General features: G+C 73.6%; 14 protein-coding genes. 11 read left to right on the top strand and 3 right to left on the bottom strand.

Going from position 1 to position 22,963, the window contains the following annotated elements; translation table 11 throughout:
- Positions 1-237: 237 nt before the first annotated feature.
- Positions 238-1,611: a hypothetical protein gene (locus tag AB0M79_RS13220; RefSeq protein ID WP_364212826.1), complete on the bottom strand. Its 1,374-nt coding sequence runs from the start codon at positions 1,609-1,611 to the stop codon at positions 238-240.
- 251 nt (positions 1,612-1,862) lie between these two features.
- Between AB0M79_RS13220 and AB0M79_RS13225 the strand changes: the two genes are divergently transcribed.
- The 5 genes from AB0M79_RS13225 (at position 1,863) to AB0M79_RS13245 (ending at position 5,577) form a co-directional block, all read left to right on the top strand.
- On the top strand, positions 1,863-2,513 hold the full coding sequence (locus AB0M79_RS13225; protein WP_357536875.1) for a glycosyltransferase family 2 protein: 651 nt from the start codon (positions 1,863-1,865) through the stop codon (positions 2,511-2,513).
- A 65-nt stretch (positions 2,514-2,578) separates the two neighbouring features.
- A complete protein-coding gene (locus AB0M79_RS13230; RefSeq protein WP_364212829.1) occupies positions 2,579-3,319 on the top strand; it encodes a DUF2064 domain-containing protein in 741 nt (246 codons plus the stop codon).
- 41 nt (positions 3,320-3,360) lie between these two features.
- Positions 3,361-3,957, top strand: a complete 597-nt coding sequence (locus tag AB0M79_RS13235; RefSeq protein WP_364212832.1) for a class I SAM-dependent methyltransferase — start codon at positions 3,361-3,363, stop codon at positions 3,955-3,957.
- Positions 3,958-3,970: 13 nt separating this feature from the next.
- Positions 3,971-5,113, top strand: coding sequence for a molybdopterin-dependent oxidoreductase (locus tag AB0M79_RS13240; protein ID WP_364212005.1), 1,143 nt, complete (start codon positions 3,971-3,973; stop codon positions 5,111-5,113).
- Complete coding sequence (locus AB0M79_RS13245) at positions 5,110-5,577, top strand: hypothetical protein (protein ID WP_364212008.1); 468 nt, start codon at positions 5,110-5,112, stop codon at positions 5,575-5,577. Before AB0M79_RS13240 ends, AB0M79_RS13245 begins: the two co-directional genes overlap by 4 nt.
- Here AB0M79_RS13245 and AB0M79_RS13250 read toward each other — a convergent pair.
- Together AB0M79_RS13250 and AB0M79_RS13255 are read right to left on the bottom strand one after the other, a co-directional pair.
- Complete coding sequence (locus AB0M79_RS13250) at positions 5,562-5,870, bottom strand: AzlD domain-containing protein (protein WP_357536869.1); 309 nt, start codon at positions 5,868-5,870, stop codon at positions 5,562-5,564. The genes AB0M79_RS13245 and AB0M79_RS13250 overlap by 16 nt on opposite strands.
- On the bottom strand, positions 5,867-6,595 hold the full coding sequence (locus AB0M79_RS13255) for an AzlC family ABC transporter permease (protein ID WP_364212012.1): 729 nt from the start codon (positions 6,593-6,595) through the stop codon (positions 5,867-5,869). The genes AB0M79_RS13250 and AB0M79_RS13255 overlap by 4 nt, the downstream gene beginning before the upstream one ends.
- 712 nt (positions 6,596-7,307) lie before the next feature.
- On the opposite strand from AB0M79_RS13255, the gene AB0M79_RS13260 reads away from it, so the two are divergent.
- Genes AB0M79_RS13260 through AB0M79_RS13285 form a run of 6 tightly spaced genes read left to right on the top strand, consistent with a single transcriptional unit; the run spans position 7,308 to position 22,958 of the window.
- Positions 7,308-7,511, top strand: a complete 204-nt coding sequence (locus AB0M79_RS13260; RefSeq protein ID WP_357536865.1) for an MbtH family protein — start codon at positions 7,308-7,310, stop codon at positions 7,509-7,511.
- A 24-nt stretch (positions 7,512-7,535) separates the two neighbouring features.
- On the top strand, positions 7,536-10,835 hold the full coding sequence (locus tag AB0M79_RS13265; RefSeq protein ID WP_364212015.1) for an amino acid adenylation domain-containing protein: 3,300 nt from the start codon (positions 7,536-7,538) through the stop codon (positions 10,833-10,835).
- Positions 10,836-10,854: 19 nt separating this feature from the next.
- A complete protein-coding gene (locus AB0M79_RS13270) occupies positions 10,855-13,491 on the top strand; it encodes an amino acid adenylation domain-containing protein (RefSeq protein WP_364212018.1) in 2,637 nt (878 codons plus the stop codon).
- 16 nt (positions 13,492-13,507) lie between these two features.
- Entirely contained in the window at positions 13,508-20,698 is a 7,191-nt protein-coding gene (locus AB0M79_RS13275; protein ID WP_364212021.1) for an amino acid adenylation domain-containing protein, read from the top strand.
- A complete protein-coding gene (locus AB0M79_RS13280; RefSeq protein WP_364212024.1) occupies positions 20,698-21,855 on the top strand; it encodes an acyl-CoA dehydrogenase family protein in 1,158 nt (385 codons plus the stop codon). The genes AB0M79_RS13275 and AB0M79_RS13280 overlap by 1 nt, the downstream gene beginning before the upstream one ends.
- Positions 21,852-22,958 carry an acyl-CoA dehydrogenase family protein gene (locus tag AB0M79_RS13285; protein ID WP_364212027.1) on the top strand — a complete coding sequence of 369 codons (1,107 nt, stop codon included), beginning with the start codon at positions 21,852-21,854 and terminating at the stop codon, positions 22,956-22,958. Before AB0M79_RS13280 ends, AB0M79_RS13285 begins: the two co-directional genes overlap by 4 nt.
- Positions 22,959-22,963: the final 5 nt, after the last annotated feature.

Genomic DNA, 22,963 nt, shown 5'->3' on the forward strand with positions numbered 1-22,963 from the left:
GTCGACGGCTACACCACCGCCGCGACCTACCCGTACGCGGAGCGGATCAACCTGCAGACCGAGACCGCGGAAGCGAATTCGCTGTTTGTACGCCGAATTCGCTGTGGAGCGCGACAGCAGTACCGCCCCGTCAGCGCCTCATCCCGCGCCTGCCGCCTCATCCCCCGCCAGCCACCTCGTCCCGCGCCGGCCGTGCCCGGGCCGGGGTTCGTCGATCAAGGAACGCGGGCGGCACGGTCACCAGACGGTCAGGACGAGATGGTTGACCGCGAGCGCGGTGACCGCCTGCGCGACCAGCCACCAGCGCCGGTGGCGTGCCGGGAGCAGGGTGGCGCCGGCCATCAGCCAGACGCCGAACGGCAGCCAGATCCGCTCCACCTCGGCCTTGCTCAGCCCGGACAGGTCCGCCGCGACGATCGCGACCACCGCCGCCAGCGGCAGCGCGACCGGGCCGGTCGACAGCCGTCCGAGAAACCGGCGGACGGCACCGGGCGGAGCCGGCCGCGCGTGCCGCGGTGCCCCGGAACCGCCGCCCCGGCCATCCCACCCCGCACCGCCGGGCTCCCCGGGGGCGGCCGGGCCGAGGGCGACGACGGCGCGGCGCAGGATCGGGGCGGTGGCCGGACCGGCCGCCAGTACGAGGGTGGCCAGGTTCGCCCAGACCCAGTAGGCGTACGGCCGTTCCCGGCCGATGCCCTGGTAGTAGCGCTCGACGACGAGCCGGTAGCCGTCGTACCACCAGAAGCCGGCGGCGGCGAAGACGGCGACGACCGCGACCGCGCCGGCCAGGGCGAACAGGGTGGCCCGCAGCCGGCGCGACACCAGGGCCGGGACGAGCGCGATCGGGGCCATCAGGACCAGCCCGTAGGAGAGGAAGACGCCGTAGCCGAGAAGCGCGCCGGCGGCCAGGGCGAGGACGGGGCCGCGTCGCCGGCCGGCGACGGCGAGCGCGGCGATGCCGGTGGCGGTCACCCCGGCGAAGATCGCGTCGGCGGACGCGCCGAGCCAGACCGCGCCGGGGAAGAGAACCACGAACGGGAGTACGGCCCGGGCGGCGGGCTCGTCGCCCAGCGCCCGCAGGGTCACCGGTACGGCGACGGCGGTGAGCGCGCCGACCAGGACGCAGAGCAGGGCCGCGGCCGTGCCACCACCGAGGCCGATCCGGTCGAGGAGGACGAAGAGAAGCAGCGCGCCGGGCGGGTGCCCGGAGACGTGGGTGTGCCAGGAGTCGGGCTGGAAGTCCAGGATGCGGTCGGTGAAGGTGCGCAGCATGGCGGGGATGTCGGTGACCCCGGGTACGTCGATGAGGTATTCGGCGTCGCCGGTCAGGCGGCTGGTCAGGCCGTTCCGCCATCCGTCGATCATGGCGAGGGAGAGGATCCAGGCGAGCGCGGCGACGTACGCGGTGAGCAGCAGGCGGCGCCAGCCGAGCCGGTCGGCGAGCCGGGGCAGCCCGCCGACGACCGCGGCGGCGACCAGGGGTGCCAGCACGGTACCGATGCCGACGTGCGGGCCGGGGGTGGCGAAGAGCGGGGCGCTGCCGGCGTAGATCGGCACGTGGCGGCGGTTCAGCCACCAGCCGACCGCGACGGCGGCCGCGACCAGGAGCAGCGCGGCGCCGGCCGCGGCGACGTCGGCGCGGAGGCCGTTCCGGGCCGCCCCACCGGTACGGTCCGTCGGCGCCTGGCGCACCCGGTCACGGTAACGGTGCGCCGGGTACGACCGGGCCGGAACCTCCGAAGCGCCGCCCCGGCGTTTAGCCGGCACGGAAACGGCTAACTCGCGCCCATGACCGAGCGGAGCGAGGGAATCAGCCCGCCCAGCCGATCGTCAGGGCGGCCCGAGCGGAGCGAGGGTCCGCCATGACCGTGGACGTGGTGCTGCCCTGCCTGGACGAGGCGGCGGCCCTGCCGGACGTGCTGCGCCGGATTCCCCGGGGCTACCGGGCGATCGTGGTCGACAACGGTTCCCGGGACGGGTCGCCGGAGGTCGCCGCCCGGGCCGGCGCGACGGTGCTGGTCGAGCCGAGGCGCGGTTACGGCGCCGCGGTGGACGCGGGGCTGCGGGCCGCCGACGCCGATGTCGTTTGCGTGCTCGACGCGGACGGCTCGATCGATCCGGAGGGGTTGTCGATGCTGGTGGACCTGGTGACCGGTGGTGCCGCGGATCTGGCCGTCGGCCGGCGGGTGCCGGTCGGGCGGGGCGCGTGGCCGTGGCACGCCCGGGTCGGGAACGCGATGCTCGCGGCGTTGATGCGGCGGCGGGGGCTGCCGGTGCGTGACATCGGTCCGGTGCGGGCGGCGCGGCGTGGTGACCTGCTGCTGCTGGACGTACGTGACCGGGCGTTCGGCTATCCGCTGGAGCTGCTGGCGCGGGCGGGACGGGCCGGCTGGCGGATCGTGGAGCGGCCGGTGGCGTACCGTCCCCGGGCGGCGGGCACGACTTCGAAGGTTTCCGGTTCGGTGCGGGGCAGCCTGCGGGCGGCCCGCGACATGGCGCGGGTGCTGTGGTGAGCCGGTCGGATCCACCACCGGCTTCGGGGCACCGGGAGCCGCCGGCCGGGACCGGCGGCCCGGCGGTGCTGCTGGTGGTCGCGAAGGCGCCGGTGCCGGGACGGGTCAAGACGCGGTTGTCCCCGCCGGCGAGCCCGGAGCAGGCGGCGTGGATCGCCGCGGCGGCGCTGCTCGACACCATCGAGGTGGTTTCGGCGATGCCGGACGTGGTGCCGGTGCTGGCGCTGGAGGGCGAACTGTCCGACGGGGTCGGGTCGGGACCGATCGTCGGGGCGCTGGACGGCTGGACGGTGCTCGCCCAGCGGGGCAGGGAGCTGTCGGAGCGGCTGGCCGCCGCGCACGCCGACGCCGCGGACCGGTATCCGGGGTCGGCGGTGTTGCAGATCGGCATGGACACCCCGCAGGTGACGGTGGCGATGCTGACCGAGGCGTTGGACCGGCTGTCCGGTGGTGTCCCGGCGGTGCTCGGTCCGGCCCACGACGGCGGCTGGTGGGCGCTCGGCCTGTGCGATCCGGAGCACGCCGAGGTGCTGCGCGGGGTTGCGATGTCGCGGCCGGACACCGCCGACCGGACGCTGGCCGCGCTGCACGGACGGGAGCTGCCGGTCGGCATCCTGCCGAGTCTGTCTGATGTGGACACGATGACGGACGCGGTGGCGGTGGCGGCCGCCGTACCCGACGGCCGGTTCGCGGCGGCGGTGCGCGCGGTCACCGCACCGGAGGTGTCGGCGGCCCCGGTCGGGGCGGTGCCGACCGTACCGGTGGCCGACCGTCCGGCGGCGGCGCCCCGCCTGGCGGCCTGGTGACCGCACGCACCGCCGGCACGGTCGCCGACGGGTACGCGGCCGTGCTCACCGGGCTGCGCTGCGACCGGGTCGACGGCGACGGCCGGCAGACCGTGCTGCCGGTACACCGGTGGCACGGCGCCGCCGAGCCGGTGATGCGCCGGCTCATCGACCGGTGCGCGGGGCCGGTTCTCGACGTCGGCTGCGGGCCGGGTCGGATCAGTGCCGAGGTGGTGGCCCGGGGCCTGCCGGCGCTGGGTATCGACACGTCGCCGCGGGCGGTCCGGTTGACCCGGGAGCGTGGTGCGGCGGCGCTGTGCCGCAGCGTCTTCGACCGGTTGCCGCACGAGGGGCGCTGGCGGCATGTCCTGCTCGCCGACGGCAACCTCGGTATCGGTGGCGACCCGGTGGCGCTGCTGCGCCGCTGCGCGGGCCTGCTGCGCCGGGGCGGCACGGTGGTGGTCGAGGTCGACGAGCCCGGCAGCGGCCTGTGGCGGGGCTGGTCGCGGCTGCACCACCAGCGCGGTGAGGGGGTGCCGTTCGAGTGGGCGCGGGTCGGCCTGGACGCGCTGCCGGCGCTGGTGGTGGACACGCCGCTGGTGATCGGGGTGGTGCTGTGCGACGAGGACCGCTGGTTCGCCGAGCTGGCCCCGGCGTGACCGGGGTGGGCGCGTGACCGAGCGCGGCGAGGTCACCGGCAGACCTCACCTCAGGCTGCCGCGGGAGGAGGACTTCCGCGCCGAGGGTCACGACGTACGGGTGGCCGCCCGGCTCGGCGTGCTGCTCGGGGTGGCGTTCGGGTTGTGTTTCGTCACCGGTGTGCTCTCGCACGTCGCCCAGCACGGTTCGTGGTGGCCGACCCGGCCGGTGAACCTCTACCGGGTCACGCAGGGTGTGCACGTGCTGAGCGGGATCGCGGCCGTGCCACTGCTGCTGGCCAAGCTGTGGAGCGTCTACCCGAGGCTGTTCGTCCGGCCGGCGCTCCGGTCGGTCGGGCACGCGCTGGAGCGGGCGTCGCTGTTCGTGCTGATCGGCGCGGCGTTCTTCCAGCTCGCCACCGGGATGTTCAACAGCGCGCAGTCGTACCCGTGGTTGTTCCGGTTCGTGCCGACGCACTACGCGGTGGCCTGGGTGGCGGTCGGGGCGCTGCTGGTCCATGTCGCGGTGAAGCTGCCGAAGATCCGCGACGGGTTGCGCCGGCAGGTGGGGCGGCCGGCGCCGGGGGTGTCCGGGCTGAGCCGGCGCGGGCTGCTTTCGGCCAGCGGGTTCGCCGCGCTGGCGGCGGTGGTGGCGACGGCCGGGGCGACGGTGCCGTGGCTGTACCGGGTGTCGCCGCTGAGCTGGCGGGCGTCGCGGGGACCGCAGGGGTTGCCGATCAACCGGAGTGCGACCGCGGCCGGGGTGGCGCGGGTCGGCGCCGACTGGCGGTTGGCCGTCGAGTGGCCCGGTGGCCGCCGGGAGCTTTCCCGGGACCAGTTGGCGGCGCTGCCGCAGCACACCGTACGGCTGCCGATCGCGTGTGTGGAGGGGTGGAGCGCGTCGGCGGTGTGGACCGGGGTGGTCGTCGCCGATCTGCTCGCCGCGGTCGGTGCCCCGACCGGCCGGGTGCGGGTGGAGTCGCTGGAGGCCGTGGGGACGTACCGGGAGAGCCTGTTGCTGCCGGACCACGTCCAGGACCGGCTGACCCTGCTCGCGTTGGGGCTCAACGGGGAGGAGCTGAGCCTGGACCACGGCTATCCGTGCCGGATCATCGCCGCGACCCGGCCGGGGGTGTTGCAGACCAAGTGGGTCGCCGTGCTGCGGGTGTTGCCGTGACCGCCGGCCGGGGGCGGCCGGGCGGGGTACGGGTGGCGCTGGCCGCGGTCGGTGCGGCCGTGATGGGGTACGGCGGCTGGCTGCTGGCGCGGGAGATCGAGTGGACGCCGGCGGTGCTGTTGTCCGTGGCGGCGTGGCTGGTGACCGGTCCGCCGGCGCACGACCTGCTGCTGGCGCCGCTGGTGGCGGTCACCGGTGTGCTGGTCGCCCGGCTGCTGCCCCGGCCGTGGCGCACGATGGTGGTGGTCGGCCTGTTCGCCACGGGGACGCTGCTGCTGGTCGGTACGCCGTTGCTGACCCGCCCGTCGGCGGCGCCGCCGAATCCGGGGCTGGACGACCGGGACTACCTCCCGGGTCTGCTGGCGTACCTGGGGGCGGTGTGGGTGCTGCTGTTCGCGGTGACGGCCGGTGTGGCGCTGCGTCGCCGCCGCCGGGCCCGGCGGTCGGCTCAGAACGGCAGTTGACGGGCGAGCGCGGTGGCGATCACCCCGACGAGTACGGCGAGCAGCATCGGTGCCCGCCACGCCCAGGCGGCGGCGGTGGCGGCGAGGCCGACCAGCAGGGTCCAGTCGACGCCGGTCCACTTCGGGCCGAGGACCTCCACGACGATCAGCCCGGCGAGCAGGGCGGGTGCCAGCAGTGCGATGACGTTGCGGGCGGCGGGCGGCAGTTCCCGGTCGCCGAGCAGGGCGGGACCGATCGCCTTGAAGGTGAAGCTCACCGCGGCGACGGCGATGATGGCCAGCCACAGGTTCATGACTGCTTCCCCTTTCCGCGCAGGCCGAGCAGTGCCCCGGCGGTGGATCCGAGCAGTGCGAGGCCGGTCGGAACCACGAGGACCAGGCCGGCGGCGACGACACCGCCGACGGCGGCGGCGAAGCGGCTGGGGCGTGCTCCGCGTAGTTCGTCGAGCAGGAGCAGCAGGAAGAAGGCCGGGAAGATGACGTCGAGGCCGAGGGTTTCCACCAGGCTTTCCGGCGGGGCGAGGGCGACGCCCAGGGCGGTGCCGGCGACCCACGCCGGCCACTGGACGATGGTGGCGCCGATCAGCCGGTAGCGGTCGAAGCGGCCGCCGCCGAGGTGCGCGGCGACCCAGGAGGCGTCGACGACGGCCTGGCCTTCGATGGCCCGGCGCAGCCGGCCGCCGCGCAGGTCACCGGCGACCGCGACGCCCATCGGGATGAACCGCGCGTTGATCAGGGCGGCGGCGGTGACGGCCGCCGGGATGCCGCCGCCGCCGGCGAGAGCGGCGGCGAGCGCGAACTGCGCGGAGCCGGAGAAGACGACCAGTGAGCAGACGATCGGGGCGATCACTCCCCAGCCCTCGGACCGGGCCAGTGCGCCGAAGGTGACGGCGAGCATGAACGCGGCCAGGGCCAGCCCGACGCCGACCCGGAGTCCGGCGACCAGGCGCTGGCGGGGGGTTTCGGATAGTGCCGCCGGACGGGTTCCGCCGGTGTCCGATGCCGGCTCGGATTCCATGAGGCTGGAGACTAACAGTCAGCGGTGGATCACTTGGTCCCTGCCGCGCGACATCTGACCAATGGCGACACATCAATCGATGTCCGTCATCATCGATTGATGTGTCGACGGCTCGCCAAACCCCATCGGACAACGACGCCCGGACCGGGAAAGCGGGCCGGACTTCCGGACCGGAGGATCGCGACAATACCGACCGATCGGCGCCGAAAACGATCATCAATCGTACCGAACTTACAAACCGGTCAACAGGATGTGGCGACGTCACGACATGCGATTCATCGAGGAACATCGACACTCTAAAAATGCTACCGGTCACCCGGAAACCGACACGGTCATCATGAGCAGCGCAGACGTCACCCCACACCGCAACGGCAACAGACAGCCAAGTCGATCAATATTGACAGTGGTCCGAATACCGAGATAGCTTCGCCCGGCAGGGGATTCGACCGGCTGCGCCACGTCACGCAGCAGGTCCCGGTAGAACCGAACACACCACACGGAGGCTCGCCGCCGTCCGGCGTACCGCCGTGCCCGTGATCCGACAGCCAGGTCCCGGCCGCGTCCGCGCCCGCGACCGGCACGGCCGTGGGCGCCCCCGGCCACCGGCCGGGCGGTGCGCACGCCCCACGGTGACCGGCGCGTACGTGGTGGTCGCCGGGACCGCCACGGCCGCGGAGCACGGTCGAGCGGCACCACGTAAGGGAGATCCGAGATGACCGATTCCGACGAGCGGGACGACACCCGGTACGCGGTCGTGGTGAACCACGAGGAGCAGTACTCGATCTGGCCGGAGGGCCGGGAGATCCCCGCCGGTTGGCGGACGGTCGGCGTCACGGGCCCGAAGGACGAATGCCTGGCCCACATCGCGCGGGTGTGGACCGACCTGCGTCCGTTGAGCGCCCGGCGCAACAGCTGAGCACAGGCACGGAAGGGGCACGAGATGACGGCGGGTGTGCGGGACCCGGGCGAGATCAAGCGCGCGTTGCTGGAGATGAAGATCCGGCAGCGGCTGGCGGAGAAGGCGCAGCGGCAACGCATCGTGCCGGTACCGCGCGAGGAGAAGATGGCCGTCTCGGAGCAGCAGCGCTACCTGTGGTTCGTGCAGCAGCTCACGCCGAAGTCCCCGGCCTACAACCAGCCGTTCGCGCTGCGCCTGCGCGGCGCGCTCGACCTGGCCGCGCTGGGCGAGGCGCTACGCGGGCTGGTCGTACGGCACGAGGGGCTGCGCACCCGGTTCGGCAACGACCACGGGGTGCCGTACCAGGTGATCGACCCGGCACCGGACGACTGGCCGCTGACGGTCGTCGACGCCGGGGACCGGTCGGTCCACGAGTGGGTCCAGGAGCAGGCCCGGGTGCCGTTCGACCTGGAGACCGGCCCGATGTTCCGGACGCCGCTGCTGCGGGTCGCGCCCGACGACCACGTGCTGCTCCTGCTGATGCACCACATCGTCATCGACGGCTGGTCGGTCGGCCTGATCACCACCGAACTGGCCGACCGCTACGACGCCGCCGTCACCGGCCGGACCCTCGACCTGCCGGAGCTGGCGATCCAGCCGGCGGACCACGCGGCCTGGCAGCGGCGCTGGCTGGCCGAGGAGGTGGGCGAGAAGCAGCTCGCCTACTGGCGTGAGCAGCTCGAGGGCGCGGAGGACCTCGACTTCCCGCTCGACCGGCCGCCGCCTGCGACACCGACCGGCGCCGGTGCCGACTTCAACACCACGCTGCCGTCCGACGTCGCCAAGGCGACCCGGGCGTTCGCCCGCGACCATGGCGTCGGCCTGCTCGCCGTGCTGTACGCGGCCTACCTGGCGGTGCTGCGGCGCTACAGCGGGCAGGACGACATCGCCATCGGTGGCGTGCTGCACGGCCACACCCGCTCGGAGATCGAGCCGCTGGTCGGCTACTTCGCGAACATGGTGGTGCTGCGCTCCGCCGTCGGCGACAACCCGACCTTCGGCGACCTCGTACGCCGTTGCAACGAGACGGTGCTGGACAGCATCTCCAACCAGGACGTGCCGTTCGGGGCGGTGGTCGACACGCTCAAGCCGGAGCGGGTGGCCGGCCGCAACCCGCTCTTCCAGGTCTGCATCGCGCTCACCGGTGCCACCATGGCGACCCAGTTCCGCCTCGGCGACCTGGCGGTGGAGCGGGTGCCGGTGCACGTCGGCACGTCCCGGTTCGACCTGACGTTCATGCTGTTCGACGGCGCGGACGGCGAACTGCGGCTGTGGGTGGAGCACTCGACCGAGACGATCGACGCCGAGCGGGCGCACCGGCTGGTCGACCACTTCACGACGGTGCTCGCCGAGGCGCTGGCCGACCCGACCGTCCGGGTCGACGACCTGACGCTGCTGCCACGGGCGGAGCTGTCGTCGGTGCTGGCCGACTGGAATCCGGAGCCGGTGGAGCGGTCCGCCGCACTGCTGCACGACCTGGTCACCGAGCGCGTCACCGCCCAGCCCGATCACACCGCCATGCGCTTCGAGGGCACCGAACTCACCTACCGCGACCTCGACCACCGCGCCAACCAACTCGCCCACCAACTCGCACACACCGGCGCCCGACCCGGCACCGTCACCGCCCTCCTACTCGACCGCGGACTCCACCTACCCGTCGCCGAACTCGGCATCCTCAAAACCGGCTCCGCCTGGCTCGCCCTCGACCCCCAATACCCGGACGACCGACTCGCCTACCAACTCACCGACGCGGCCGTCACCACCGTCGTCACCACCACCGACCTCGCCCACCGACTCCCCCACCACATCCACACCATCACCCTCGACACCGACACCCTCGACACCCAACCCACCACATCCCCCACAGTGGACATCCACCCCGAAGACACCGCCTACGTCATCTACACCAGCGGCTCCACCGGACGCCCCAAAGGCGTCATGGTCCCCCACCGCGCCATCGCCAACTTCTGCCGCAACATGCGCGAACTCTTCAAGCTCGGACCCGGCGACCGGGTGCTGCAGTTCTCCAACCCGTCGTTCGACGTCAGCGTCTCGGACTTCTTCACCACCTTCACGACCGGGGCGACCCTGGTCGGTGCGCCCCGGGCCACGCTGCTCGACCCGGACCGGCTGCAGGAACTGATGCGCGACGAGCGGATCACCTTCATCGACATCCCGCCGGCCGTACTGCGGCTGCTCGACCCCGAGCCGCTGGTCGACCTGCGGGCGCTGTTCATCGGCATGGAGCCGTTCCCCGCCGCGCTGGTCAACCGGTGGCGCCGGCCCGGCCGCGAGTTCCACAACGGCTACGGCCCGACCGAGGTCACCGTCACCTGCACCGACTACCTGTGCCCGAGCGACAACCTGGACGCCGCCCCGCCGATCGGCCGGGCGATGGACAACCAGCGCGCCTACGTCCTCGACCGCAACCTGCGCCCGGCACCCATCGGCATACCCGGCGAGCTGTACATGGCCGGCGACGGACTCGCCCACGGCTACCTCGGCCGCACCGACCTCACCGCCGAAAAATTCCTCCCCGACCCCTTCACCACCCAACCCGGCCAACGCATGTACGCCACCGGCGACGTCGTACGCTGGCGCACCGACGGCAACATCGAATTCGTCGGCCGCGTCGACCGACAAGTCAAGATCCGCGGCCTACGCATCGAACTCGGCGAGATCGAGCACGTGCTCGCCGACCACCCCGGCGTACGGCAGGGCGTGGTGGCCGTACGCGACCCCGGCACCCCGGACGCCTACCTCGCCGGATACGTCGTACCCGAGACCGGGCAGGACGTCGACCTCGACGAGGTACGCCGGTTCCTCTCCGACCGGCTGCCGCTGCACATGGTGCCGTCGGCGCTGCTGACCCTGACCGAGCTGCCGCTCAGCCCGACCGGGAAGGTCGACCACCGGCGGCTGCCCGACCCCACCCCGGACCGCACCGGGTTCGCCGAGCCGGCGACCGACACCCAGCGCCGGCTCGCCGACGTGTGGCGGACCCTGCTCGGCGTGGAGCGGATCGGGGCCGTGGACAGCTTCTTCGGACTGGGCGGCAACTCGCTGCAGGCCACCCAGCTCATCTCCCGCATCCGGGACCGGTTCGAGGTGACGCTGGAGGCCCGGCAGATCTTCACCCATCCGACCCTCGAACAGCTCGCCGCCCAGATCGACGAGGCGGCCCAGCCGCGCCTCGACGCGGCCGAACTCGACGCGCTCGAGGCGGAGATCGCCGGCCTGTCCGAAGAGGAAATCGACAAGTTGCTCGGCGAAGCCGGCTGATCGGCGGATGGAGCGCGACATGACCGACTCGCACGGCCGGCAGCTCGCCTACTGGCGGCAGCGGCTGGCCGACGCGCCCGAGCTGGAGTTCCCGACCGACCGGCCACGGCCGAACCGTCCCACCGGCGCCCGGTCGTGGGCGGCCCGGGAGATCCCGGCCGTCCTCGTCGGTGAGCTGCGGGCCCTGGCCGGTACGCGGCCGTCGTCGTTCGACGCGGCACTGCTGGCCGGCTTCCTGGTCGTGCTCAACCGGCACACCGGGCAGGAGGACCTCGTGGTCGGTGCGCGGGTCGGCGCCGGTGAGGCCGGCGGCGGCTCGACCGGCCCCGGCCCGGTGGTGCTGCGTACCGACCTGGCCGGCGACCCGACCTTCCGGGCGCTGGTGGACCGCTGCCGGGACACCGTGCTCGACGCCGCCGCGCACCGGGACGTGCCGTTCGGCACCCTGGTCGACGCGCTCGCGCCGGAACACGTACCCGGCCGTCACCCGCTCTTCCAGGTCGCCTTCGGGGTGGCCGCCGCCCCGCCCGGGACGGCGGCGGGCGACACCGGGCCGGACGGGGCCGGGCCGGGCGACACCGGGCCGGACCTCGAGGTCGTGGTCGTCGACGCCGGGGACGGCGGCCTCGGGCTGCACGCCGGATACTCCACCGACCTGTTCGACGGCGACCGGATCACCCGGCTGCTCGACCACGTCATCACCGTCTACGCGCGGGCCGTCGACGCACCCGACGAGCCGGTCGGCGGACTCGACCCGCTGGGCGCCGACGAACGCGCCACCCTGGCGGCGTGGGGCGCCGGACGCGCCGGCTTCCCCGCCGACGAATCCCTCTACCGGCTCTTCGCCGACCAGGTGCGGCGCACCCCGGACAACATCGCCGTCACCGCCGGCGACACCCACCTCACCTACGCCGAACTCGATGCCGCCGCCGGCCGGGTCGCCGCCCGCCTCGCCCGGCTGCGCGTCGGAGCCGGTGACCTGGTCGCGGTCTGCCTGCCGCGGACGGCCGACCTCGTCACCGGCATCCTCGGCATCCTGCGCACCGGGGCGGCGTACGTGCCGGTCGACCCCGACCAGCCGGCCGACCGGATGGCCCACATCCTCGCCGACTCCGGGGTGAAGGCGGTGCTGGCACCGGCCGACTTCGCGCTGCCGGCCGGCGGGCACGTACGGGTGTCCATGGCGGACCTGCCGGACGAGCAGGGACCGGTCGCCGCGGTCGGTGGCACCGACCTCGCCTACCTGATCTACACCTCCGGTTCCACCGGCCGGCCGAAGGCGGTGATGATCCCGCACGGCAACGTCGTACGGCTGATGCGCGCCACCGACGACTGGTACCACTTCGACGACACCGACGTGCACACGCTCTTCCACTCCGCGGCCTTCGACGCCTCCGTCTGGGAACTGTGGGGAGCCCTGCTCTACGGCGGCCGGCTGGTCGTCGTGCCGTACTGGGAGACCCGCTCGCCGGAACGCTTCCACGAGCTGTTGCGCCACGAACGGGTCACCGTGCTCGAGCAGACCCCGGCGGCGTTCCGGCAGCTCGTGGCGGTCGACGAACGGCGCCCGGACGCCGGCGAGCTGGCACTGCGGGTCGTGGTGCTGGTCGGCGAGGCCCTCGACCCGGACTCGGTCCGACGCTGGTTCGACCGGCACGGCGAGGAGCGGCCCCGGGTGGTCAACATGTACGGCATCACCGAGACCACCGTCCACGTCACCTACCAGGTGCTGTCCCGGGAGCTGCTGGCCCGGTGCGCCAGCCCGATCGGGGTCGCCCTCCCCGACATGCCGGTCCGCGTCGTCGACGCCGCCGGCCGGCCGGCGCCGATCGGGGTGTGGGGCGAACTGCTCGTCGGCGGCCCCGCCGTCAGCTACGGCTATCTCGGCCGGCCCGAACTCACCGCGCGGCGGTTCGTACCCGCCGACGGCGACCGGCTCTATCGCAGCGGCGACCTCGTCCGCTGGCTGTCCGACGGCACGCTGGAATACCTCGGCCGGGCCGACCAGCAGGTGAAGATCCGCGGCTTCCGCATCGAGCTCGGCGAGATCGAGACCGCCCTGACCGACCACGCGGGAGTCACCGACGCCGTCGTCGTCGTACGCGGCGAGGCCGACAATCCGCTGCTGGTCGGCTACGTCGTCGGCACCGGATACGACGAGGCGGCGCTACGGGCGCACCTGGCCGCCCGGCTGCCGGCGTACATGGTGCCGGCCCACCTGGTCCGGCTGGACGCCATCCCGCTGACCGGCAACGGCAAGACCGACCGCAAGGCACTGCCCGAACCCCGGCACGAGATCGGTGCCGGTTTCACGCCGCCGGCCACCGCGACCGAGAAGTCGCTGGCCGCGGTCTGGGCCGGCATCCTCGGCACCGACCGGATCACCGCCGACCGGATCGGCGCGCGGGACAACTTCTTCGAGCTGGGCGGCAACTCGCTCCAGGCCACCCAGATCATCTCCCGGGTCCGGGACGCGTTCCAGATCAGCCTCGAAGCCCGGCAGATCTTCACCCATCCGACCCTCGAACGTCTCGCCGGTCAGATCGACGAGGCGGTACGACAGCAGCTCGACGCGGCCGAACTCGACGCGCTCGAGGCGGAGATCGCCGGCCTGTCCGACGCGGAGATCCACAAGTTGCTCGGCGGAGCCGGCTGACCCTCTGGAGCGCGACATGACCACCTCGATCGACCAGAAGCGGCGGGCGCTGCTCGAACTGCGGCTCAAGCAACGGCGGGCGCTGGAGGCGGAGCAGGAGCGGATCACTCCGGTGCCGCGCGACGGTGGACCGCTTCCGGTCTCGCACCTCCAGGAAGGGCTCTGGTTCCTGCACCAGCTCGACCCGTCCTCGCCGGTCTACCACGTGATCTTCGCGTTGCGGCTACGTGGCGACCTCGACGTCGGCGCGCTGCGCAGGGCGCTGGCCGCCCTGGCCGGGCGGCACGAGGGGCTACGGACCCGGTTCGGCAGTCGCGACGGTGTGCCGTACCAGGTGGTCGACCCGGTGCCGGACGACTGGCCGGTGCCGGTCACCGACCTCGACGAGGCCCGGCTCGGCGGCTGGGTCAACGACCTGGTCCAGGAACCCAGCGACCTGGAGCGCGGCCCGATGCTGCGCACCTGGCTGGCCCGGCTCGCCGACGACGAGCACGTGCTGCTGCTGGTGGTGCACCACATCGTCGCCGACGGCTGGTCGGTCGGGCTGCTCACCGCCGAACTGGCCGAACTCTACGACGCCGCGCGCGCCGGACGGGCCGCCGCGCTGCCACCGCTGGCGATCCAGCCCGCCGACCACGCCGCCTGGCAGCGCCGGTGGCTGACCGGTGAGCGGCTGGACCGGCAGCTCGACTTCTGGCGGGACAACCTGCGGGACCTGCCGGCGCTGGACTTCCCGACCGACCGGCCGCATCCGGCACAGCCGAAGGGTGCCGGCGCGCTGATGCGCCGGGAACTGCCCGACCGGGTCGCCGCCGCGTCGCGGGAGTTGGCGCTCGGCGAGCAGGCGTCGCTGCTGGCCGTGCTGCTCGCCGGGTTCCTGGTGGTGCTGGAGCGCTACACCGGGCAGGACGACCTGGCGGTCGGCTCGGTCTTCTCCGGGCGTACCCGGTCGCAGACCGAGCCGCTGGTCGGCTACTTCGCGAACGCGCTGGTGCTGCGTACGGACGTCGCCGGCGACCCGACGTTCCGCGAGCTGGTCGGGCGCTGCAACGCCACGGTGCTGGGTGCGACCGCGCACCAGGAGGTGCCGTTCGGGCTGGTCGTCGACGCGTTGAATCCTGACCGCTCGCCGGGTCGCAACCCGCTCTTCCAGATCAGTTTCACGTTGCAGGCGGCCGGGGTCAGCGGCGACTTCCGGCTCGGCGACGTCGCGGTCAGCCCGGTCGACATCGACTGGAACCGGGCCCGGTTCGACATCGCGTTCGCCGTCGTGGAGAAGCCGGGCGGTGGCATCGACGCGCTGGTGGAGTATTCCACCGAGCTGTTCGACGCCGACCGGATCGACCGGCTGGTGGGGCACTTCGAGGTGGTCCTGCGCCGGGCGCTGGCCGAGCCGGACACCCGGATCGGCGACCTGCCGGTGACCGGCCACGACGAGCGGCGGCGGATGGTCGAGGAGTGGAATCCGGCGCCGGTGGAGCGGCCCGCCGCGCTGCTGCACGACCTGGTCGCCGAACGCGTCGCCGAAACACCCGACCGCACCGCCATGCGGTTCGAGGGCACCGAACTCACCTACCGCGACCTCGACCACCAAGCCAACCAACTCGCCCACCAACTCGCACACACCGGCGCCCGACCCGGCACCGTCACCGCCCTCCTACTCGACCGCGGACTCCACCTACCCGTCGCCGAACTCGGCATCCTCAAAACCGGCTCCGCCTGGCTCGCCCTCGACCCCCAATACCCCGACGACCGACTCGCCTACCAACTCCACGACGCGGCCGTCACCACCGTCGTCACCACCACCGACCTCGCCCACCGACTCCCCCACCACATCCACACCATCACCCTCGACACCGACACCCTCGACACCCAACCCACCACACCCCCCACAGTGGACATCCACCCCGAAGACACCGCCTACGTCATCTACACCAGCGGCTCCACCGGACGCCCCAAAGGCGTCATGGTCCCCCACCGCGCCATCGTCAACTTCTGCCGCAACATGCGCGAACTCTTCAAGCTCGGACCCGGCGACCGGGTGCTGCAACTGGCGAACCCCACCTTCGACGTCAGCGTGTCCGACTTCTTCGCCACCCTGTCGGCCGGCGCGACGGTCGTCGGTGCCCCGCGCGGCACGCTGCTCGACCCGGACCGGTTGCAGGAACTGATGCGCGACGAGCGGATCACGTTCGGGGACATCCCGCCGGCCGTACTGCGGCTGCTCGACCCCGGGCCGCTGGTCGACCTGCGGGTGCTGTTCATCGGCATGGAGGCGTACGGGCCGGAACTGGTCAACCGGTGGCAGCGGCCGGGCCTGGAGTTCCACAACGGGTACGGCCCGACCGAGGTCACGGTCACCTGCACCGACTACCGGTGCCCGGACGAGCCGCTGACCGGGCAGCCGCCGATCGGCCGGGCGATGGGCAACCAGCGGGCCTACGTGCTGGACCGGCGGCTGCGGCCGGTGCCGGTCGGGGTGCCCGGCGAGCTGTACATGGCCGGCGACGGGCTCGCCCACGGCTACCTCGGCCGCACCGACCTCACCGCCGAAAAATTCCTCCCCGACCCCTTCACCACCCAACCCGGCCAACGCATGTACGCCACCGGCGACGTCGTACGCTGGCGCACCAACGGCAACATCGAATTCGTCGGCCGCGTCGACCGACAAGTCAAGATCCGCGGCCTACGCATCGAGCTGAGCGAGATCGAGCACGCCGTCAACGGGCATCCGACGATCCGGCAGTGCACGGTCGTGGTCCGTGAACCGGGCACCCCGCAGGCGTTCCTCGCCGCCTACGTCGTACCGGAGGCGGGCCAGGAGCCGCGCGACGAGGAACTGCGCGGCTACCTCGCCGACCGGCTGCCGCTGCACATGGTGCCGGCCACGGTGGTGACGCTGGCCGAGCTGCCGCTCACCGCCTCCGGCAAGGTCGACGAGGCCCGGCTGCCGGTGCCCGAACCGGTCCGTGGCGGCCGCGACGCCCCGCCGGAGACCGACACCGAGCGGCGGCTCGCCGAGATCTGGCAGGGGCTGCTCGACGTCGACGCCGGCGCGGTCGGGGTGCACGACAGCTTCTTCAACCTCGGCGGCAACTCGCTCCAGGCGACCCAGCTCATCTCCCGCATCCGGGACGGGTTCGGGGTCACCGTCGACCCGCGCCAGCTCTTCGTCCACCCGACCCTGGAACAGCTCGGCAAGCTGGTCGACGGCGGCGAGGCGACGGCCGGCGACCGGATCGCCCCGGTGGACCGCGCCGGCCCGCTGCCGGTGTCGCACCAGCAGGAAGGGCTGTGGTTCCTGCACCAGCTCGACCCGGCGTCGCCGGTCTACCACATCCCGATCGCGTTGCGGCTGCGCGGCGACCTCGACGTGACCGCGCTACGCGGGGCACTGGCCGGCCTGGTCGGCCGGCACGAGGCGCTGCGGACCCGGTTCGTCGCGCGCGACGGCGTACCACGCCAGGTGATCGACCCGGCGCCGACCGACTGGCCGTTGCCGGTCACCGGCACCGACCCGGCCGGGCTCGCCGGCTGGGTCGCCGACCAGACCCGGCTCCCCTTCGACCTCGGTACGGGCTCCGGCCTGCGGACCTGCCTGGCCCGGCTGGCCGACGACGACCACGTGCTGCTGGTCGTGCTGCACCACATCATCGCCGACGGCTGGTCGGTCGGGGTCGTCACCGCCGAGCTGCCCGCCCTCTACGACGCGGCCCGCACCGGCGGCACCGCCACGCTGGCCCCGCTCGCGGTCCAGCCCGCCGACCACGCCGCCTGGCAGCGGCGCACCCTCGACGGGGACCTGCTCGACCAGCAGCTCGGCTACTGGCGGCAGCGCCTCGCCGACCTGCCCGAGCTGGAGTTCCCGACCGACCGGGCCCGGCCGGCCCAGCCGACCGGGGCCGGCGCGCTGGCCGACCGGAGGGTGCCGGCGGACCTCGCCGACCGGTTGCGGGACCTGGCCCGCACCGAGCAGACGTCGTTCCTGTCCGTACTGCTGGCCGGCTTCCTGGTCGTGCTCAACCGGCACACCGGCCAGGACGACCTCGTGGTCGGCTCGGTGTTCTCCGGGCGGACCCGGTCGGAGATCGAACCCCTCGTCGGCTACTTCGCCAACACCCTGGTGCTGCGCACCGACGTCGCCGGCGACCCGACCTTCCGGGAGCTGGTGCACCGCTGCCGGGACACCGTGCTCGGCGCGACCGCGCACCAGGACGTGCCGTTCGGCACCCTCGTCGACACGCTGCGACCGGAACGCGTACCGGGCCGCAACCCGCTCTTCCAGGTGTCGTTCACGTTGCAGACCAGCGGTGTCACCGGCGGCGAACTGCGGCTGGGCGACACCGTCGTCGAACCGGTCGGTTTCGACTGGGACCGGGCCCGGTTCGACCTGGCGATCTCCGCCGTCGACCCCGGCGCCGGTCCCGTCGACCTCAACGTCGAATACTCGACCGAGCTGTTCGACGCCGACCGGATCGGCCGCCTGCTCGACCACCTCGCCGCCGTCTACGCGCAGGCGGTCGACGCACCCGACGGTCCGGTCGGCGGGCTCGACCCGCTGTCCGCCGCCGAGCACGCGGCGCTGGAGGGCTGGGGGGCGAAGCGGGCCGACTTCCCCGCCGACGAATCCCTCTACCAGCTCTTCGCCGAGCAGGTACGGCGCACGCCCGACAACGTCGCCGTGGTCGCCGGTGACATCCGGCTGACCTACCGGGAGCTCGACCGGCAGGCCGGCCGGGTGGCGGCGAAGCTGGTGGAACTCGGCACCGGGCCGGGCGACCTGGTCGCGGTCTGCCTGCCGCGGACAGCCGACCTCGTCACCGGCATCCTCGGCATCCTGCGCACCGGGGCGGCGTACGTGCCGGTCGACCCCGACCAGCCGGCCGAGCGGATGGCCCACATCCTCGCCGACTCCGGCGTCCGGGCGGTGCTGACCCTGCCCGGCACGCAGCTGCCCGCCGGCGACCACCAGCGGGTGTCCGTAGAGGACCTGCCGGACGCGCAGGCGCCGGTCACCCCGGTCACCGGCGCCGACCTCGCCTACCTGATCTACACCTCCGGCTCCACCGGCCGGCCGAAGGCGGTGATGATCCCGCACCGCAACGTCGTACGGCTGCTGCGGGGCACCGAGCACTGGTACCACTTCGGCCCGGACGACGTCTGGACCCTGTTCCACTCGGCGGCGTTCGACGTCTCGGTGTGGGAGCTGTGGGGCTCGCTGCTGCACGGCGGCCGGCTGGTCGTGGTGCCGTACTGGGAGACGCGTTCACCGGAGCGGTTCCACGAGTTGCTGCGCCGCGAGCGGGTCACCGTGCTCGGTCAGACCCCGGCCGCGTTCCGGCAACTGGTCGCCGCCGACGAGGAGTGGGGCGGGCCGTCCGACGAGCTGGCGCTGCGTACGGTGATCTTCGCGGGCGAGGCGCTGGACGTCGACTCGGTGCTGCGCTGGTTCGACCGGCACGGCGAGGAGCGACCCCGGCTGGTCAACATGTACGGCATCACCGAGACCACCGTGCACACCACCTACCAGGTGCTGTCCCGGGAGCTGCTGGCCCGTTCCGCCAGCCCGATCGGGGTGGCGATCCCCGACCTGCCGCTGCGGGTCGTCGACGCCGCCGGCCGGCCGGCGCCGATCGGGGTGTGGGGCGAACTGCTCGTCGGCGGCCCCGGTGTCGCGTACGGCTATCTCGGCCGGCCCGAGCTGACCGCGCAACGGTTCGTGCCGACCGGGAACGGGCGGTTCTACCGCAGCGGCGACCTGGCGCGCTGGCGGTCCGACGGGACGCTGGAATACCTCGGCCGGGCCGACCAGCAGGTGAAGATCCGTGGCTTCCGGGTCGAGCTCGGCGAGATCGAGACCGTGCTGGCCGGCCACAGGGGAGTCACCGACGCCGTCGTCGTCGTACGCGGCGACGCCCGCAACCCCCGGCTGGTCGCGTACGTCGTCGGGACCGGGTACGACGAGGCGGCGCTGCGGGCCCACCTGGCGGCCCGGCTGCCGGCGTACATGGTGCCGGCGATCCTGGTCCGGCTGGACGCGATCCCGCTGACCGGCAACGGCAAGACCAACCGGAAGGCGCTGCCCGAGCCACGGCACGAGATCGGCGGGGAACACGTCGCGCCGCGCAACCCGGCCGAGCGGGACCTGGCCGGGATCTGGACCGGGGTGCTGGGCACCGACCGGATCGCCGCCGACCGGATCGGCGTCCGCGACAACTTCTTCGACCTCGGCGGAAACTCGCTGGACCTGGTGCGGCTGGCCGCCGAGGTACGGCGGGTCTTCGACGTCGCCCTCGACCCGCGCAGTCTCTACGCGGCGCCGACGCTGGAGGCGATGGCCGGCACCCTCGGCCCGGCCGGTGCCGGAGCCATCCACCCGGCCGGTGCGGGGAGCACCGGCCCGGCCAGCCCGCTGGTGCCGATCGTGGCCACCGGCGACCGGCCGCCACTGTTCTTCGTCCACCCGGTCGGCGGCTCGGTCGCCCCGTACGTCCGGCTGGCCGGGCTGCTCGGACCGGACCAGCCGTTCTACGGTCTGGAGGACCCGGCCCTGCACGGCGGCGCCCCCGGCACCTCGATCGCCGCGACGGCGGCGGCCTACGTGGCGGCGGTCCAGCGGCAGCAGCCGGTGGGGCCGTACCACCTGGGCGGCTGGTCGCTGGGTGGCGCGGTGGCGTTGGAGATGGCCCACCAGTTGCGGGAGCGGGGGCAGCGGGTGGCGCTGGTCGCAGCCCTGGACACCGGGCTGCCGGACGGGTCGGACGAGCCGGACCACGCCGACCTGCTGGCCTGGTTCGTCCGCGACCTGGCCGGCATCGCCCGCGCGCGGCCGCCGGCGGTCGATCCCGGGCAGCTTCGCGGCCGGCCGGAGGCCGAACAGGTCGCGGCGGTGCTCGCCGCCGTCGCCGACCTGGTGCCGGGCGGGCTCGCCGACGAACTCGCCACCCGGGTACGGGTCTTCACCGCCAACTACCGGGCGCTGCTGCGGCACCGGCCGCGGCCGTACCCGGGGCGGGTGCTGCTGCTCAGCGCGGCCGACGAGCCCGCCGACGACCTCGACCGGTGGCGGGCGGTGGCGACCGGCGGCCTGGACCGGCGGACGGTGCCCGGCGACCACTACACGATGTTGCAGCCGCCGAACCTGCCGGAGCTGGCGCGCGTCCTGCGCGCGGGCCTCGACCAGGCCGACCCCGGAGGTGCCGAATGATGCCGTTGTTCACCCCGGAGCAGGACAAGTTCCGGGCCGAGGTCTGCGCGCTGCTGTGCGAGGAGGACGTGGTCGAGGCGGTGGCCCGGTGCCGCCGGCTGCCGGGGGGCGAGGAGCCGGAACTGCTCGACGTCTACCGCCGGCTCGGCGAACGCGGCTGGCTGGCCCCCAACTGGCCGGTGGAGTACGGCGGACTCGGCGCCACCATGGTCGAGAAGGCGATCGTCACCGAGGAGCTGATCCGGCACGGGGTGCCGGACGTGACGCACGGGCTGAGCGTCGACATCGTCGGGCTCGCCATCGCGCTCTTCGGCACCGACGCGCAGCGCGCCCGGCTGCTGCCCGGGCTGGCCCGCGGCGAGACGTCGGCCGCGGTGCTGTTCAGCGAGCCCGGGGTGGGTTCGGACCTCAGCTCGTTGCGGACCCGGGCCGAGCCGGACGGCGACGGCGGCTGGCGGCTGTTCGGCCGCAAGATCTTCAGCATGAAGACGCAGTTCGCGGACTTCGCGGTAGCCGCCGTCCGGACCACCGACACGGGCGTGAAATACCACGGCATCACGCTGTTCCTGGTGCCGCTGCGGAATTTCGCGGTCACGATGCGTCCGATGTGGAACCTCACCGAGGACCGAATGGTCGACGTCACCCTCGACGGCGTACGGGTGGGCGCCGAAGACGTGCTCGGCGAGGTCGACGAGGGCTGGCAGACCGTCAACCGTTTCCTGGGCCTGGAGCGCACCGGCGTCGACACGGCGGCCAAGGCGCAGCGGCTGCTCGACACGGTGCTGCGGCAGGCGGCGGCCACCGGCCGGCTCGACGACCCGGCGTACGCGCACCGCCTGCTCGACCTGACCGCGCGGGTCCGGGCGGCGCGGCTGCTCGCCTGGCGGTGTGTGACCAACCTGGTCGAGGGCCGCCCCGACGACGTGCAGTCGTCGGCCGCCAAGTGGCACGTCACCGAGGTGTTCAAGGAGCTGGCGGTCCTGGCGCCGGAGTTCACCGGCCTCGACGGGGTGCTCGACGCCCGCGACGCCGACGCCCCAGCCGACGGCATCGTCGACGCCGCCTACCGCGAGGCGCCCGGACTCACCCTGGCGGCCGGCACCTCCCAGATCATGCTGTACGTCGTCGCCACCCAGGGATTGGAGCTGCTGACATGACCACGACCCGGGTGCACGCGCTCGCGGAGTTCCTCGACCCCGACCTGACCGCGATGGTACGGCGGATGGCCTACCGGCCCCGGCCGGACAACGGGTCGGCCGACGACAACCCGGCGATCCGCGCGATGATCTGGCAGGGCCTGGTCGGGCTCGGGCTGACCGGGCCGCCGCCGGACACCGCCGGGCCGGCGGCCGACGGGGCCGGCCCGGCACCGGTCGCGGACTCGCCGGTCGGCGGCCACGAGGAGCTGGCCGCGATCACCGAGCGGCTCGGCGCCGCCCTCTACCAGGGGCCGCTGCTCGACACCGTGACCGCCGCCGACCTGCTGGCCCGGGGCGGGCGGGACCTGCCCGGCGACGGCGGCGTCGCGCTGGCCGTACGCGCCGACGGGGCGGCGAGCCCCGCCGACCCCGGCGCCATGACCGTCGACCCGACGACCGGCGGCATCCACGCCGAGCGCCGGTTCGTCGGCTTCGCCACCGAGGTCGACCATCTGCTCGTGGTCGGCACGACCGACGACGGGCCCCGGCTCGCGCTGGTGCCCCGCGACCATCCGACGGTCACCGTCCGCCGCCACGAGGAACTCGGTCAGGGCGAACTGCACCACGTGCGGCTCGCCGGCACACCGGCCGTCTGGAGCGCCGACGGGTCGGGCTGGTCCCGCGCGCTCGCGACGGCCCGGATCCGCCAGGCCGGCTACCTCGTCGGGCTGGCCCGGGGCGCGTTCGACCTCGCCGTGGCGTACGCCCGCGAGCGGCAGCAGTTCGGGCAGCCGATCGGCCGGTTCCAGGCGATCGCGTTCCGGCTCGCCGAACTGTCCGTCCACCTCGACGCCGCCCGGCTGCTCACCCTTGACGCGGCCCGCGATGCCGACCAGGGCCGCGACACGCGCCTCGCCGCCGCGCGCTGTCTGGCCGCGGCCGCCGATCTGGCCCGTACGATGACCACCGAAGCGTTGCAGGTGCACGGCGCGTCCGGCCTGGTCAACGACCACGACGCACATCTGTTCCATCGCCGGGCGGCGATCGAGTCGCTGTGGCTCGGCTCGCCGACGCAGCTTCGCGCCGAGGTGCTGCCGCTGCTGCGCGAACAACTCAGGTGACGAGG

The sequence above is a fragment of the Polymorphospora sp. NPDC051019 genome, from assembly GCF_040683055.1.
Taxonomy (GTDB): domain Bacteria; phylum Actinomycetota; class Actinomycetes; order Mycobacteriales; family Micromonosporaceae; genus Polymorphospora; species Polymorphospora lycopeni.